Origin of the sequence: Arthrobacter sp. Leaf337, from assembly GCF_001423745.1 — a bacterium.
In the GTDB taxonomy this organism is placed as follows: domain Bacteria; phylum Actinomycetota; class Actinomycetes; order Actinomycetales; family Micrococcaceae; genus Arthrobacter.
Window position 1 is genome coordinate 138478 of record NZ_LMPC01000029.1, and the last position, 15562, is coordinate 154039.

The 15562-nt window shown below is 65.3% G+C and carries 12 protein-coding genes; 6 read left to right on the forward strand and 6 right to left on the reverse strand.

Features of this window, described 5'->3' with window-relative positions; all coding sequences use genetic code 11:
* The first annotated feature begins 56 nt into the window (after window positions 1-56).
* The 3 genes from ASF98_RS20335 to ASF98_RS20345 are packed head-to-tail and all read left to right on the forward strand — an operon-like array spanning window position 57 to window position 4498.
* The gene (locus ASF98_RS20335) at window positions 57-2603 is read left to right on the forward strand and encodes a DEAD/DEAH box helicase (protein WP_055805945.1); all 2547 of its coding nucleotides are present in this window, start codon (window positions 57-59) and stop codon (window positions 2601-2603) included.
* A 19-nt stretch (window positions 2604-2622) separates the two neighbouring features.
* A complete protein-coding gene (locus tag ASF98_RS20340; RefSeq protein WP_055806645.1) occupies window positions 2623-3123 on the forward strand; it encodes a GNAT family N-acetyltransferase in 501 nt (166 codons plus the stop codon).
* A gap of 31 nt (window positions 3124-3154) precedes the next feature.
* Window positions 3155-4498, forward strand: coding sequence for an alpha/beta fold hydrolase (locus tag ASF98_RS20345; protein WP_055806648.1), 1344 nt, complete (start codon window positions 3155-3157; stop codon window positions 4496-4498).
* Here the strand turns inward: ASF98_RS20345 and ASF98_RS20350 are convergent.
* From ASF98_RS20350 to coaE, 4 genes are all read right to left on the reverse strand, one after another.
* Complete coding sequence (locus tag ASF98_RS20350; protein WP_082506974.1) at window positions 4484-5917, reverse strand: MFS transporter; 1434 nt, start codon at window positions 5915-5917, stop codon at window positions 4484-4486. The genes ASF98_RS20345 and ASF98_RS20350 overlap by 15 nt on opposite strands.
* A gap of 112 nt (window positions 5918-6029) precedes the next feature.
* The gene (locus tag ASF98_RS20355; protein ID WP_055805948.1) at window positions 6030-7058 is read right to left on the reverse strand and encodes a TerC family protein; all 1029 of its coding nucleotides are present in this window, start codon (window positions 7056-7058) and stop codon (window positions 6030-6032) included.
* A 164-nt stretch (window positions 7059-7222) separates the two neighbouring features.
* The gene (gene uvrB / locus ASF98_RS20360) at window positions 7223-9304 is read right to left on the reverse strand and encodes an excinuclease ABC subunit UvrB (RefSeq protein ID WP_055805950.1); all 2082 of its coding nucleotides are present in this window, start codon (window positions 9302-9304) and stop codon (window positions 7223-7225) included.
* Between the two features lie 40 nt (window positions 9305-9344).
* Window positions 9345-10610, reverse strand: a complete 1266-nt coding sequence (gene coaE, locus ASF98_RS20365) for a dephospho-CoA kinase (protein WP_055805953.1) — start codon at window positions 10608-10610, stop codon at window positions 9345-9347.
* A 70-nt stretch (window positions 10611-10680) separates the two neighbouring features.
* Between coaE and ASF98_RS20370 the strand changes: the two genes are divergently transcribed.
* From ASF98_RS20370 to ASF98_RS20380, 3 genes are all read left to right on the forward strand, one after another.
* Complete coding sequence (locus ASF98_RS20370) at window positions 10681-11367, forward strand: IMPACT family protein (RefSeq protein ID WP_055805955.1); 687 nt, start codon at window positions 10681-10683, stop codon at window positions 11365-11367.
* Window positions 11354-11908 carry a GNAT family N-acetyltransferase gene (locus ASF98_RS20375; RefSeq protein WP_055805958.1) on the forward strand — a complete coding sequence of 185 codons (555 nt, stop codon included), beginning with the start codon at window positions 11354-11356 and terminating at the stop codon, window positions 11906-11908. Before ASF98_RS20370 ends, ASF98_RS20375 begins: the two co-directional genes overlap by 14 nt.
* Before the next feature lie 73 nt (window positions 11909-11981).
* Entirely contained in the window at window positions 11982-12410 is a 429-nt protein-coding gene (locus ASF98_RS20380; protein ID WP_055805960.1) for a DUF1810 domain-containing protein, read from the forward strand.
* Between the two features lie 93 nt (window positions 12411-12503).
* On the opposite strand, the gene rpsA is transcribed toward ASF98_RS20380, so the two are convergent.
* Both rpsA and ASF98_RS20390 read right to left on the reverse strand, forming a co-directional pair.
* Window positions 12504-13979, reverse strand: coding sequence for a 30S ribosomal protein S1 (gene rpsA, locus ASF98_RS20385; RefSeq protein ID WP_011691911.1), 1476 nt, complete (start codon window positions 13977-13979; stop codon window positions 12504-12506).
* A 218-nt stretch (window positions 13980-14197) separates the two neighbouring features.
* The gene (locus ASF98_RS20390) at window positions 14198-15487 is read right to left on the reverse strand and encodes a GNAT family N-acetyltransferase (protein WP_055805963.1); all 1290 of its coding nucleotides are present in this window, start codon (window positions 15485-15487) and stop codon (window positions 14198-14200) included.
* Window positions 15488-15562 lie beyond the last annotated feature (75 nt).

The following is a 15562-nucleotide window of genomic DNA, read 5'->3' on the forward strand; positions in this document are numbered from 1 at the left end:
CGGCCCCGCGACCAAGGAAGAACCACCATTGGCGGCGGGCACTAAGCTTGAAAGCAATGAAACTCGTTGAGCAGCTCCCTGTCCCGGCCGAACGCACCTCCAGCGGGACGGACCATGATCCGGACGAGCTCTACACCCGCTTCGTCGAATGGACGGAAAGCCGCGGACTGTCCCTTTACGCCGCCCAGGATGAAGCCATCATGGAGCTGGCGTCCGGGGACAACGTCATTCTGGCCACTCCGACGGGTTCGGGCAAGTCCCTGGTGGCGATCGCCGCGCACTTCCAGGCCATGGCGAGGGGTGACCGCAGCTACTACACGGCTCCCATCAAGGCCCTTGTCTCGGAGAAGTTCTTCGCCCTGTGCGAGATCTTCGGGGCCGAAAACGTCGGCATGATCACGGGTGACTCCGGGGTCAACCAGGACGCCCCCATTATCTGCTGCACGGCTGAAATCCTTGCCAACATTGCCCTGCGCGAGGGCGCCGGAGCAGATCTGGGCGCGGTGATCATGGACGAGTTCCACTTCTACTCCGACCCCCAGCGGGGCTGGGCCTGGCAGGTACCGCTGCTGGAGCTCCCGCAGGCGCAGTTCCTGCTGATGTCCGCCACGCTGGGTGACGTCAGCCGCTTTGAGGCCGGCCTCACCGAGTTGACGGGGCGTCAGACGACGACCGTCAGTTCTGCTGAACGCCCGATTCCGCTGCACTACTACTACGAGCAGACGCCGGTCCACGAGACCTTGGAGGAGCTGCTCTCCACAAAACAGGTCCCGGTTTATGTGGTCCATTTCAGCCAGCTTGAGGCGATCGACCGCGCGCAGAACCTGATGAGTATCAACGTCTGCACCCGCGAGGAGAAGGACAAAATCGCGGAGCTCATTGCCGGTTTCCGTTTCGCGGCCGGCTTCGGAAAGACCCTGAACCGGCTGGTTCGGCACGGCATCGGCGTGCACCACGCCGGCATGCTGCCCAAGTACCGGCGGCTGGTGGAACAGTTGGCGCAGGCCGGCCTGCTCAAGGTCATCTGCGGGACGGACACACTCGGCGTGGGCATCAACGTGCCCATCCGGACCGTCCTGCTCACTGCCCTGAGCAAGTACGACGGCGTCCGCACCCGGCTGCTGAACTCGCGCGAGTTCCACCAGATCGCGGGGCGCGCGGGCAGGGCCGGCTACGACACCGCCGGCACTGTGGTGGTGCAGGCTCCCGAGCACGTGATCGAAAACGTCAAGGCGATGGCCAAGGCCACTGCCAAATTCGGCGATGACCAGAAGAAGCTCCGCCAAGTGGTCAAGCGGAAGCCGCCGGAGGGCTTCGTGTCCTGGGGCGAGCCCACCTATAACCGTCTGGTGGACTCCGTCCCGGACCCGCTGACGTCGAGCTTCACCGTCACGCACGCCATGCTGATGAACCTGATGGAACGGCCCGGTGACCCCTTCAAGGCCGCCCGGCGGCTGCTCACGGAAAACCACGAACCCCGCAGTTCCCAGCTGCAGCTGATGAAGAAGGCCCTGGGCATCTACCGGGAACTTCTGGCCGCCGGAGTGGTGGAGCGGATTCCGCCCGGGGAACAGGGCCCCGATGGCAGGACCGTCAGGCTCACGGTCCACCTGCAGGCCAACTTCGCGCTGAACCAGCCGCTCTCGCCGTTTGCACTGGCCGCGCTCGAGCTCCTGGACCCGGAGTCGCCGTCGTACGCCCTGGACGTGGTGTCCGTGATCGAATCCACGCTGGAAAAGCCCCGGCAGATCCTGTCTGCCCAGCAGAAGAAGGCCCGCGGCGAAGCCATTGCAGCCATGAAGGCCGACGGCATTGAGTATGACCAGCGCATGGCCATGCTGGAGGACGTCACCTACCCCCAGCCGCTCGCGGAAATCCTGGGCGAGGCCTTCGACGTCTACCGGAAGGCCGCACCCTGGATCGGCGATTTCGAACTTGCCCCCAAGTCCGTGGTCCGGGACATGTACGAGCGGGCGATGAACTTCGGCGAATTCGTCCAGTTTTACGGGCTGGCGCGTTCCGAGGGCATTGTGCTGCGGTACCTCGCCGACGGTTTCAAGGCGCTACGCCAGACGGTTCCGCAGGACTCCCTGCGGGAGGACCTCGAGGACCTGATTGCCTGGCTGGGCGAGCTGGTCCGGCAGGTCGATTCGAGCCTCCTGGACGAATGGGAGGAGCTGACCTCCGGCGCCGCACCGACGCCGCACGACGCTCCCCCGCCCCCGCCGCCGTCGCTGACGTCCAACATCCGGGCCTTCCGCGTGATGGTCCGCAACGAGATGTTCCGGCGCGTGGAGCTTTTCGCCGACGAGGCGGCCTCAGAACTCGGCGAACTCGACGCCGCTGGCGGCTGGGACGCCGACCGCTGGGAGGACGTCCTGGACGACTACTTTGACGAACACAACGACATAGGCACGGGACCGGACGCCCGGGGGCCGGGCCTGCTGATCATCACCGAAGAGCCGGGGACGTGGAAGGTCCGGCAGATCTTTGACGATCCCGCCGGCAACCACGACTGGGGGATCTCGGCGGAGGTGGACCTGGCGGCCTCCGACGAAACCGGAACCGCAGTGGTCCGGGTAACGGACGTGAACCGGCTGTAGTCGCTAGTAAACTCGAATGATGAGTGCAATCCGGCCCGCCACCGTTGAAGATGTCCCCGTCATCCTGCAGATGATCCACGAATTGGCTGTCTACGAGAAGGAACCCGACGCCGTCCGGAACACACCGGAAATGCTCGCCGGGGTCCTGTTCGGCGAGAACCCGAGGGTCTTTGCCGCCATGGCCGAGAACGAAGCCGGCGTGGTCCGGGGCTTCGCTCTCTGGTTCCTGAACTATTCCACCTGGGAAGGTGTCCACGGGATCTACCTCGAGGACCTGTATGTGACTCCGGAGGCGCGCGGCGAGGGCCACGGCAAGGCGCTGCTGCAGCACCTGGCGGCCACCGCCGTCGAACGCGGTTATGCACGGGTTGAGTGGAGCGTCCTTGACTGGAACGAACCGTCCATAAACTTCTACAAGAAACTGGGCGCATTCCCCATGGAGGAATGGTCAACATTCCGGCTGACCGGGGAAGCCCTCGAGTCGTTCGGGACCGCCCGTGAGGCGCACGTCCTTGGCTGATCTTCCGATGACCGGACTGGCGGCCGTGGGGATGTTGGAGGCTGCGGCTGCCGCCCATGTGCCGGCTGTCCCCCACACGGTTAGAGCACGGCACGAGTACCGCGGAATGCGGACGGCCGAGCACTTTTTTGAGGTGCCGCTTGACCACTTCAATGGCGGCGCCGGGGAGACGATCACCGTGTTTGCGCGGGAGTACGTCTCCGCTGACCACAGTGAGGAAGACGCCGCCAGGCTTCCCTGGCTGCTCTACCTGCAGGGCGGCCCCGGCGGAAGGGGCAACCGGTTTCCCTCCCTCGGTGGCTGGAGCAAAGCCGCCGCCAGGGACTTCCGGATCCTCATGCTGGACCAACGCGGCACAGGTCTGTCCGCCGCGATCGACCGCAACACCCTCCCGCTCCGCGGAAACGACGCCGACCAGTTGGAGTACCTGACCCACTTCCGGGCGGATTCGATTGTGGCTGACGCCGAGGCGATCCGGCATGCCCTCGGGTCCGGCCCGTGGACCATCTACGGGCAAAGCTACGGCGGCTTCTGCGCGCTGAGCTACCTCTCCTACGCCCCGGAGGGACTTCGCGAGGCGCTCATCACCGGTGGGCTTGGGCCGCTCCACGGACCTGCCGACAGGGTGTACCAGGCCACCTACCGCCGCGTGGCCGCCCGCAACGCCGAATACTTCAAGTCGTACCCCGAGGACCGTGCTACGGTCAGCCGGATTGCCCGGCACCTCCGCGAAACCGAGGAGCACCTGCCCGACGGCCAACGGCTCACCGTAGAGCGTTTCCAGATGGTGGGGTCCTACCTGGGCGGAAACACCAGGGTGGACACCCTGCACCACCTGCTGGAGGACGCCTTCGTGGCCACGCCCGACGGCGACCGCCTCTCCGACTCCTTCCTGGAGCAGGTCCGCGCCATTGTCACCCGCGCAGGGAACCCGCTGTACGCCCTCATGCACGAGTCCATCTACGGTCAGGGGGAAGCCACGGACTGGGCCGCGCTGCGGGTGCTCCAGGACTTTCCCGAGTTCCGCCCCGACGCCGCCGAGCCCCTGCTGACCGGCGAAATGGTCTATCCCTGGTACTTCGAGCAGGACGCGGCGCTCCGTCCGCTGCGGAATGTTGCCCGGCTGCTGGCCGAGAAGTCCGATTGGAAGCCGCTTTACGACCCGGAACGGCTTGCCTCAAACACCGTTCCCGTTGCCGCCGCGGTGTACAGCGAGGACATCTACGTCGACCGGGACCTCTCCCTGGAAACGGCGTCCGCCGTTCGCGGACTCCAGGTCTGGGAGACCGCGGACTTCCACCATGACGGCATTGCGGACGACGGCGAAGGCATCTTCGGGCGCCTGCTGGGAATGGTGCGCTCAGTCCGCAAGTGAGCGGCCGCCGGCGGTTCCGGACACCCGTCCCGCGTGCCCGCCTGCCCGTCCGGGCAGGAGGGCCATGACGGCGGCGGCAAGCACGACGCCGGCAACCGCGCCTCCGGCCAGGTTGAGTCCGGGGTAACCCGCCCAGCTGAGGATGACGCCGGAGGACGCGCCGCCTACGGCGCCCGCTGCTCCCATGAGCATGTCCGAAACGCCCTGGACCATCACACGTTCCTCCTGGCGGACGCTTTCCGCCAGGAGCGTGGACCCGGCGACCGTGGCGGCGGACCATCCGAGTCCCAGCAGTACCAGTCCCACGGCCACGGCGGTGGTTGACCGCTGACCGGCACCGGCCACGGCCACAGCTGCGACCAGCAGGGCGAACCCGATGACCACCGTCTGCTTTCGTCCCGCCTTGTCCGTCAGCCACCCCATCACGGGCGACAACGCGAACATCCCGGCGATGTGCAGCGAGATCGTGAAGCCAATGATCACCAGAACGTCGCCCGAGGCCATGTGCCCGGCGTGGGCGGCCGCGCCGGGCCCGGCGACCAGCTCCTGCAGGTGGAGGGGCGTCACGGACATCACCCCCACCATGACGGCATGGGCTCCCACGACGGCGGCCAGCGCCAGGATGGCGGACGGCGAGCTGCGGGCAGCGCGCAATCCCCGGGCAAGGGCGCCGCGCCGTGGCGTGACGGCTGGTGGCTGGCTGGCTTGTTGCTGGCCGGTGGGTTGTTTGGTTGCCGGTTGCTGGCCGGCGGCCGCGAGCTGCCGGGCGAACAGCAGCGGGTCAGGCCGGAGCCCTGCGAGCAGAAGGACACAGGCCAGCACAAGCCCGGCGGCGGAAATGATGAAGGGGCCGGCGATGGGCGGGAGCCCGACTGCCTGGCCCACAACCGCGCCGGGCTGGATGAGGTTGGGTCCCGCCACCGCGCCGATGGTGATGGCCCAGACGACGGCGGACAGGGAGCGCCCGCGATGCTCGTCATCGGCGAGGTCCACGGCCGCGAAGCGCGCCTGCAGGTTTGAGGCCGTGCCGACTCCCACTCCGGCAGTGCCCAGGAGCAGCAACAGGAAGCTCCCGGAGACTACGGAAACCACGATGCCCGCGACACCGGCGAGGGCGGCCGCGAGACCTGTCACCAGCCCGGCCAAGCGCCCGCGGCGGTCCGCCAGCGAAGCCAGCGGCAGCGCGGACAAGGCGGCGGCGAGGGTCATCACGGTGGAAACGGAGCCTGCCCAGGCGCTGGAACCGGAGAGGTCTACCGCGAGCAGTGAGCCGATGGAAACAGTGGCTCCCGTGCCGATTCCGCTCAGAAGCTGCGCCGACCCCAGGAGGATGACGGTGCGCCGCTGGACGCTATGGCGTTGCAGGGTCCGCCGCTGATCGTGGCGCACGCCGGGCTCCGCCCCGGAAGTATTTGCCATCCCTAGAGCATAGTCCTGCCCGTGCCAGGACAAACAGGCCCGTCAGACGCAGGCAACCCCGGCCAACGATATGACCGGGGTTGCCTGGCAGGTAGCTGAAACGGTGCGGTGACTACTCGGCGTCGCTCATGCTCTTGCGGGCGTCCTCTTCGAGACGGGCGTCCAACTTCGACTGTGCAGCCTTGGAGCTCACCAGGCTGGCGATCACGGCGACAACGATGGTGCCCACGATGACAGCCAGCGACACGAACGTCGGGATCTCCGGAGCCCACTCGATGTGATGGCCGCCGTTGATGAACGGAAGTTCGTTGACGTGCATTGCGTGGAGGACCAGCTTGACGCCAATGAATGCCAGGATGAAGGACAGTGCGTGCTTCAGATAGATCAGGCGGTTCATCAGGCCGCCCAGCAGGAAGTACAGCTGGCGCAGGCCCATGAGGGCGAAGAGGTTTGCGGTGAATACAATGAACGGGCTCTGGGTCAGGCCGAAGATCGCCGGAATGGAGTCGACAGCGAACAGCAGGTCGGTCAGGCCGATCGTGACAAAAACGATCAGCATCGGGGTGAAGACCTTCTTGCCGTTAACCGTGGTGCGCAGCTTGCCGCCGTCGAACTTCTCCGACATCGGAATCACCTTGCGGAGCCTCGCGATCAGCGGGTTTTCCTTGTCCTCTTCGTCCTCGCCCTCGTCCTGGGCCTGCTTCCAGGCGGTCCAGAGCAGGAAGGCGCCGAAGATGTAGAAGACCCAGCTGAACTGCTCGATCACGATGGCGCCGAGCAGGATGAAGATGCCGCGCAGGATCAGCGCGATGATGATGCCCACCATCAGCACTTCCTGCTGGTACTTACGGGGCACGGAGAAGCGCGCCATGATGATGATGAAGACAAAGAGGTTGTCGATGCTGAGGCTGTATTCCGTCACCCAGCCGGCAACGAATTGGCCGCCGAACTCCGGGCCGGTGAAGGCGAACATCGCGCCGGCAAAGACCAGGGCGAGCGATACGTAGAACGCCACCCAGAGGCCGGCTTCCTTCATGGAAGGTTCGTGGGGGCGCCGGACAACCAGCAACAGGTCAATGAGGAGGATGAGGCCGAGGACGACGAGTGAGCCGACCTCGAACCAGACGGGTAGTTCGAGCACAGGGATGCCTTTCGCAGGGTACAGAGATGCGGTGTAAGTCTCTCCGGCTTGCCTGCGCACTTGGTGCTGAAACGGCAGCCCGCTACGCCCGGCAGGGCATCTATGCCGTGCGTGTTGACGATCGTAGCGCTTGGGATACTCCCCTACGTGACAACAACTTTACCCTAGGCGTGGCCGGCGGCCTGCATCTGCCGCAGTTCCTTCTTCAATTCCCCTACTTCATCTCGCAACCGGGCGGCCAGTTCGAACTGCAGTTCGCCGGCCGCGGCGTGCATCTGTTCCGTCAGCTGCTCGATCAGGCCCACAAGGTCCTCCGCCGGTGCGGCCGCGAGGCCGTCCTGGCGCACCTTTGACGCGCCCTTGCCCTTGCCCCGGGTTTTCCCTGCAGCGGCCAGCAGTTCGCGGGTGTCCGCATCCTCCTTGGCCAGCTGGTCCGTGATGTCCGCGATCTTTTTCCGCAGCGGCTGCGGGTCGATGCCTTTTTCCGTGTTGTAGGCAACCTGGATGGCACGGCGGCGGTTGGTCTCGTCGATCGCGTGCGCCATGGAATCGGTGATGCGGTCGGCGTACATGTGCACCTGTCCCGACACGTTACGGGCGGCGCGGCCGATGGTCTGGATCAGGGAGGTTGAGGACCGTAGGAAGCCTTCCTTGTCCGCGTCGAGGATGCTGACCAGCGAAACTTCGGGGAGGTCGAGGCCTTCCCGGAGCAGGTTGATGCCGACCAGGACGTCGAAGACACCCATCCGGAGTTCCCGCAGCAGCTCCACCCGGCGGAGCGTGTCCACGTCGGAGTGCAGGTACTCCACCTTCACGCCGTGGCCCAGCAGGTAGTCGGTCAGGTCTTCCGCCATCCGCTTGGTGAGGGTGGTGACCAGGACACGTTCGTTCTTCGCGGTGCGGGTTTTGATCTCCCCCAGCAGGTCATCGATCTGGCCCTTCGTGGGCTTGACCACCACCTCAGGGTCGATCAGGCCGGTCGGACGGATGATCTGCTGCACGAAGCCGTCGGACTTGCCGAGTTCGTACTTGCCGGGAGTGGCGGAGAGGTACACGGTCTGGCCCACGCGCTCCTGGAACTCGTCCCACTTAAGCGGCCGGTTGTCCATCGCCGAGGGCAGCCGGAAGCCGAAGTCCACCAGGTTCCGCTTGCGGGACATGTCGCCCTCGTACATGGCACCGATCTGAGGCACCGTCACGTGGGACTCGTCGATAACCAGCAGGAAGTCATCCGGGAAGTAGTCGATGAGGCAGTGCGGCGCCGTGCCGCGGGCGCGGCCGTCAATGTGCGACGAGTAGTTCTCGATGCCGTTGCAAAAGCCCATCTGCTGCATCATTTCGAGGTCGTATGTGGTGCGCATGCGGAGCCGCTGGGCTTCCACGAGCTTATTCTGGCTTTCGAGGACCTGCAGCCGTTCGGCCAGCTCGTCCTCGATCCGCTTGATGGCCCGGGCCATTCGTTCCGGTCCGGCCACGTAGTGCGAAGCAGGGAAGACGTACATCTCGTCTTCGTCCCGGATCACCTCGCCGGTCAGGGGGTGGAGCGTGTGGATGTTCTCGATCTCATCGCCGAAGAACTCGATCCGGATGGCCAGTTCCTCGTACATCGGGATGATTTCCACGGTGTCGCCGCGGACCCGGAAAGTGCCGCGGTGGAAGTCCATGTCGTTGCGGGTGTACTGCATGGAGACGAATTTCCGAAGAAGGTCGTCGCGGTTCATCTCCGCGCCCTTGCGGAGCGTCACCATCCCGGCGATGTACTCTTCCGGAGTGCCCAGGCCGTAGATGCAGGACACGGTGGCCACCACGATCACGTCACGTCGGGTCAGCAGGGAATTGGTGGCGGAGTGGCGGAGGCGTTCGACCTCCTCGTTGACGGAGGAGTCTTTCTCGATGAAGGTGTCCGTCTGCGCCACATAGGCTTCCGGCTGGTAGTAGTCGTAGTAAGACACGAAGTACTCGACGGCGTTGTTCGGAAGCAGTTCGCGGAATTCGTTGGCCAGCTGCGCGGCGAGGGTCTTGTTCTGCACCATCACCAGCGTGGGACGCTGGACCTGCTCAATGAGCCATGCCGTCGTCGCGCTTTTACCGGTACCGGTGGCGCCAAGCAGCACTACGTCCTTTTCGCCGTTCTTGATACGCTCGGTCAGCTCCGCGATGGCGGCCGGCTGGTCGCCCGCCGGCTTGAACTCACTGATGACCTCGAACGGAGCCACGACACGGTTGATTTCCTGGGCAAGACTCATGAATATAATCTACCGCCGGGCTCTGACAACGTGCCCCAATTCAGCTTTGGGCAGTACCGCTGACGGCACCGGCAGCCGCACCAGTGGCTGACGCTGTTGCGTACGACGGCGGCTGCCACCCCGTGCGCTGCACCCACGCGTCCATCCTGCCGGCAGCATGCTCCGCGAACCATGCTTCCTTGTCCGCCGCGTAGCCCGCCGTCGACTTGTCTACGCTGTGGAGGGCGGCGACCCTCCGCTTCTCGGCCAGGTAGTCGCTCCTGGCCGCAGCATCGCCACGGAGCCAGTCCCGGAAACACAGGGCAAACCGCCAGCCGGGCGAGCCCGCGGGCCGGACATGCAGGTTGACGGGCCGGCCGGGGTCGGCGTTCCCGTGCAGGCGCTTGGCCCAGTCGGCCGGATCAGGGTGCGACGGTTTCGGGCTGTCGGCAAACACTCCCGGCCACAGCGGAAAGCCCGCCGCGGCGAGGAGCAGCGCGATCCGGTCCGCCGTCGCAAGATCCGCAACGGTCAACTGGAGGTCAATAATGTCTTTGGCGTCAAGCCCCGGCACGGCGGTGGAGCCGATGTGATCCACCGCCACGATGTCCGCGGGAGCCGCAACCTGCAGCCGGGCGGCGAGGCGGGCGGCTTGGGCTTCCCACGTCGGATCGGCTGGCGCAAGCACCGGCCCGCCCGTCCGCGGCGCCGCCCGCTGCTTGCTGATGTTATCCGCAAAAGGGGCCAGCCGACTGGTCCACAGGACGTCAACGGCGGCTTTTAGTTCATCAATGCTTCCGGAGTTGTCCAGCACTACGTCCGCGGCGGCCAGGCGGTCGTCCCTGGCGGCCTGCACCGCCATCCGTGACCTGGCCTGCTCTTCGGTCATGTTCCGCAGTTCCACCATGCGCCGCACCCGCACCTCATCGGGTGCATCCACTACCAGCACGAGATGGAAATTGCTGCCCTGGCCCGTTTCCACGAGCAAGGGAATGTCCTGTACGACGACGGCGCCGCCGGGGGCGGCGTCAATCATCGCGGCGGCCCGCTCCCGGACCAGGGGATGAACGATGCCGTTGAGCACCGCGAGCCTCTCCGGGGCGCCAAACACCAGCGCGCCAAGCCGGGCCCGGTCCAGCCCGCCGTCCGCAGCCAGCATGTCCGCCCCGAATGCTTCCACCACGCGGCCTAGTCCGGGGGTTCCCGGCTCCACCACCTCACGAGCGAGGGCATCGGCGTCGACCAGGACGGCCCCCAGTTCGCGCAAACGCAAGGCTACAACTGACTTCCCCGAGGCGATGCCGCCCGTCAACCCGATCTTCAGCACCCCACCAGACTAGTCCCCACCCACCGCCACCCCTGACCGCGAGGGCCCATCCCCGGACTAGACTTGGGCGGTGCAAGAGCATGAAAGCAGGGCCACTGCCTACACCACCCTGGCGGCCGGGCCGGATTTCCGCCATGAACTCGAGATCAAACGGTCGCGGTTCATCACCGTGATCCGGCGTAGCGGTGACGAAGAAGGCGCAAGGAACCTGGTGGCCGGACTGCGCAAGGAATTCCACGACGCCCGGCACCACTGCTCCGCCTTCGTCCTGGGACCGGACCGTGACATCCAGCGCTCCAACGACGACGGCGAGCCGTCCGGAACCGCCGGCATCCCCATGCTCGAGGCCCTCCTCCGGCGGGAGACATTGCCCGGGGTGACTGACCTGAGCGACGTCACCGCCGTCGTCGTCCGCTATTTTGGCGGGATCCTGCTCGGTGCGGGCGGTCTGGTACGCGCCTATTCGGAATCGGTGTCCTCCGCGCTGGACCTGGCACCGCTGGTCCGGCGCCGCCGGCTTCGGATCTGCTCCGTGGAGGTTCCGCACTCCGCCGCCGGAAGGCTGGAAAACGACCTCCGCGCCGCCGGCTATGTGATGGCGGAGACAAGCTACGGGGCGAGGACCACTGTTCTCAGGGTGGCCCTTGCCGACCAGCCTGACGAACTCGACCGGGCCGCCGCACGGCTTGCGTCCCTGACAGCCGGCAGCGCCGTCCTGCGGCCGGAAGAAGCGGAATGGATCGATGTCCCCTTCTGAACAGTCTTCGCATTCTGAATACGCACCGCTCCTCGCGGGCAGTGTGGAGCTGCTCGACGTCAACGAGGAAGTTTTGGCAGCGCTGCTGGACCTGGCCCTCTCGGACGCCGCTGCCGACGAGGTCACTCCCCCGTTGGGTGCCACCTCCGGCTGGAACGCTGAGCGGATCGGCTGGTTCCGTGACTACCACCGCGCTGCGGCGGCCGGCCTCGACAGCCCGGCCGGCCAGAAATCCTGGGCTGTCAGTTTTGGCGGCCGGGTGGCCGGCTCGATCCGGCTCAAGCGCACCGGAACCACCACGTCCGGGATGGCGTCGCTGGAAACCGGGCTGTGGCTGGGCCGCAGCTTCCGGGGACGGGGAATCGGCCGGGAAGCATTGAAAATTGTCTGTGCTGTGGCGTTAGGCTCCGGCGCTGCGTGGCTTCAGGCAGAAACCACTGCCGGAAATTCAGCAGCGCAGGCACTTCTGCGTTCCGCGGGCGCGGAGCTGGCTGCAGACGGTGCGGGTTCCCAAGTGACTGCGCGGATGAAGCTGCGCTGAGGCTGCCTCGCCACGCGGCCGGGCCGGTGGTTGGATGGATGGACAGTGTCCGGCTGAGTTGAGGAGGCACCAGGTGGAAGATCCCTTCGACCTTGAACGGTTCGTGCAGGCCCAGGATGCCAACGGGACCTACCAGAGGGCCCTCGAAGAGCTAAAAGACGGGGAGAAGCAGAGCCACTGGATGTGGTTCATCTTCCCGCAGATCGCCGGCCTCGGACAGAGCGCCACGTCCCGGAAGTATGCCGTCACGTCGCTGGCGGAGGCGAAAGCTTATCTGGAGCACCCGGTGCTTGGTCCGCGACTCCTTGCCTGTGCACGGGCTGTTGCCGCCCACACCGGACTCAGCGCCGTCGGGATCTTCGGCGGGATCGACGCCCGGAAACTCCAATCCTCCATGACGCTGTTCCTGCGGGCGGACCCTGCGGAACCGATCTTCCTGGAAATCCTCGACCGGTACTTCGACGGCGTCCCGGACCCCGCAACCGACCGGCTCCTGGCTTAACGAAAAAGGTGGCCGCCCCCTTTCGGGGACGGCCACCTTCAGCTAGCTAACAGCCTGGCACCTGAAGATCCCGTCCTCAGGCCAACCGGGAAATTAGTTGCCGGTCAGCTTCTCGCGCAGTGCTGCAAGAGCCTCGTCCGAAGCAAGCGTGCCTGCACCGGTCTCGGCTGCAGCAGGCTCGGAGGAGTAGCTGGTGGTGCCGGAATCGCTGTCACCGGACGTTGCAGCTGCAGCGTCGTCGGCAGCGTGCTGGGCAACCTGCTTCTTGTGTGCTTCCCAGCGGGTCTGGGCGTCAGCGTACTGCTGCTCCCAGGCTGCGCGCTGGTTCTCGTAGCCTTCAAGCCACTCGTTGGACTCCGGGTCGAAGCCCTCCGGGTACTTGTAGTTGCCCTCTTCGTCGTACTCAGCGGCCATGCCGTAGAGAGCCGGGTCGAATTCGGTGCTGTCGGCGTCAACGCCCTCGTTAGCCTGCTTGAGGGAGAGGGAGATGCGGCGGCGCTCGAGGTCGATGTCGATGACCTTGACGAACAGCTCGTCGCCAACGGAGACAACCTGCTCAGCCAGCTCCACGTGGCGGACTGCCAGCTCGGAGATGTGCACGAGGCCTTCGATGCCGTCTTCGACGCGAACGAACGCACCGAACGGAACGAGCTTGGTGACCTTACCCGGAACAACCTGGCCGAGGGCGTGGGTGCGGGCGAAGGTCTGCCACGGATCTTCCTGCGTAGCCTTGAGCGACAGGGAAACACGCTCGCGGTCCAGGTCGACCTCGAGAACCTCGACGGTGACTTCCTGGCCAACTTCGACGACCTCGGACGGGTGGTCGATGTGCTTCCAGGACAGCTCGGAAACGTGAACCAGGCCGTCTACGCCGCCCAGGTCCACGAAGGCACCGAAGTTGACGATGGAGGAAACGACGCCGGGACGAACCTGGCCCTTTTCCAGCTTGTTGAGGAACGTGGAGCGGACCTCGGACTGGGTCTGCTCGAGCCATGCACGGCGGGACAGCACAACGTTGTTGCGGTTCTTGTCCAGCTCGATGATCTTGGCTTCGATCTGCTGACCGATGTACGGAGCAAGGTCGCGCACACGGCGCATCTCGACGAGGGATGCGGGCAGGAAGCCGCGCAGACCGATGTCGAGGATAAGACCACCCTTGACAACCTCGATGACGGTACCGGTGACGACACCGTCTTCTTCCTTGACCTTCTCGATGTCGCCCCAGGCGCGCTCGTACTGAGCACGCTTCTTGGAGAGGATCAGGCGGCCTTCTTTGTCTTCCTTGGTGAGCACCAGGGCTTCGACCTGATCGCCAACGGAGACGACGTCTCCGGGATCAACGTCGTGCTTGATGGACAGCTCGCGGGAGGGGATGACACCTTCGGTCTTGTAACCGATGTCGAGCAGAACTTCGTCGCGGTCGACCTTGACGACGGTACCCTCGACGAGATCTCCGTCGTTGAAGTACTTGATGGTGGCGTCGACTGCTGCGAGGAAGTCCTCAGCGGTACCGATGTCGTTAATCGCGACTACGGGGGTACCGGGCTTCTCGGTGGAGGTGATGGTCATGTAGTAGGGGCTCCGTTGTGGATAGTTAGTCGGTCAGGCGGACCGCCGCCCACCCGTATTGACGAGTGCGCGGATGTTGGCAGAACGCATGGTTCTACCAGGTTCATCCTGATTTGTGGATTCTAGATACGCGCACATAGTACACGCCCGTTTATTCTAGTCGTACCCTCCAACGCCGGTCAAAGCGGCAGGGGCGGGAACGGCGGCCCGAAACCCCTTTAGAAATGCGTCAGGCAGTGGGGCGCGCGTTCGACGGCGAACATGAGCCTTGCCCGGAGTGCGGCACCGGACGTGTGTTCCCGAATCCGCCCCGCCGCCTTCAACGTCACCGGACACACGGCGCCGAGGTAGATGGAGGCGAGATCGGCCACGTCCATCGACAGGTCGGGGCGCGCCCCTGCCTGTGCTCCCGAGACACTGGCCTCGCCGCCGCTGACGTCAAGGATGAACGTTCCGCCGGCGAATCCCAGGGCATCTTCGAGCTCCAGGACCAGCCGTCCGCCTGCGGAGTATCGGCGGGCACCGAGCGCCTGAACGCTGTCCAGGATCCGGAGCCAGAGCATATCCCGGTGGTCGGAGGCTTCGACGCAGCGCGGGTCCGCAAGCGCCCACACCAGAGGATCGTCCACCGGTGCGTCCGCCCAGCTGACACGCTGGATGAGGTCGATGCTGCCCAGGAACTGCCAGAGCTCCAGGTAGGCATCATCCGTTGCTGCCACCAGGTCCACGATTTCCACCGTGTAGGGCTTGGTGTCCCAGCCGGCGAATTTATACGAGACGTAGCCGTCCACTGCTCCGGCAGCGTCGTAATGCAACGCGCACTTGATGGCTTCATCTTCGTTGCCGTCGCGGCCCACAGTTCCGGAGATGTTCTGCCGGTAGGCATCCTGCCGGACGATGGAACCGGGAGTGTGGCGGTGAACGCGCTCGAACACTTCAGGGGCCAGTTCGAGGAGCACCTTCCGGTCGGCGATCTCCACCGTGCCGGAAGGCTGGTGGCGGAGATCGAACCGTGGTCCGGTATCCACCTTGATGCTGCGCTCAAACGTTGCAACGCCGTAGCCGAACCTCCCGTAGATGGAGCCCTCGGAGGCGGTCAGCGCCGCAATCGCCAGACCGTCCGCCTTCGCCGCGGTAAGGTCTTCGGTCATCATTCGGCGCAAAAGGCCCTGACGCCGGTGGGTTCCGCGCACGGTCACTGCCGTCACCATGTGCGTGAGAAGCTGGCGGCCGTACCCGACATTCAGTTCCCGGCGGAGCGTGCCGAATGTTGCCACGGGGACACTGGCACCCAATGAATGCTGTGCCACTGCACCCGTCTGGTAGACGCCGGTCAGCTCGCGTCCATCCGTGCGGTACATGGCCATGATCTTGTCCACGTATTCGTCGTTCCGGCGGGTGTCGTGGAATCCGAAGCCCACGGCCTGGATCCAATCGGTTCCCTGCTCATAGCCGGGCACACCCTTCTCCGCTGCCCTGAATCGACGGATCTCGTACTTTTCTGCCACGTGCTGCTCCCCCTTGAACCGAATGAACCACCGCGCGGGACGCCGTGTCGGCGGCGCCCTGCGCGTCCTAAAACT

Coding starts and splice junctions, on each gene's coding strand:
- ASF98_RS20335 (WP_055805945.1), top strand. CDS start 57: ATGAAACTCGTTGAGCAGCTCCCTGTCCCGGCCGAACGCACCTCCAGC.
- ASF98_RS20340 (WP_055806645.1), top strand. CDS start 2,623: ATGAGTGCAATCCGGCCCGCCACCGTTGAAGATGTCCCCGTCATCCTG.
- ASF98_RS20345 (WP_055806648.1), top strand. CDS start 3,155: ATGTTGGAGGCTGCGGCTGCCGCCCATGTGCCGGCTGTCCCCCACACG.
- ASF98_RS20350 (WP_082506974.1), bottom strand. CDS start 5,917: ATGGCAAATACTTCCGGGGCGGAGCCCGGCGTGCGCCACGATCAGCGG.
- uvrB (WP_055805950.1), bottom strand. CDS start 9,304: ATGAGTCTTGCCCAGGAAATCAACCGTGTCGTGGCTCCGTTCGAGGTC.
- ASF98_RS20375 (WP_055805958.1), top strand. CDS start 11,354: ATGTCCCCTTCTGAACAGTCTTCGCATTCTGAATACGCACCGCTCCTC.
- rpsA (WP_011691911.1), bottom strand. CDS start 13,979: ATGACCATCACCTCCACCGAGAAGCCCGGTACCCCCGTAGTCGCGATT.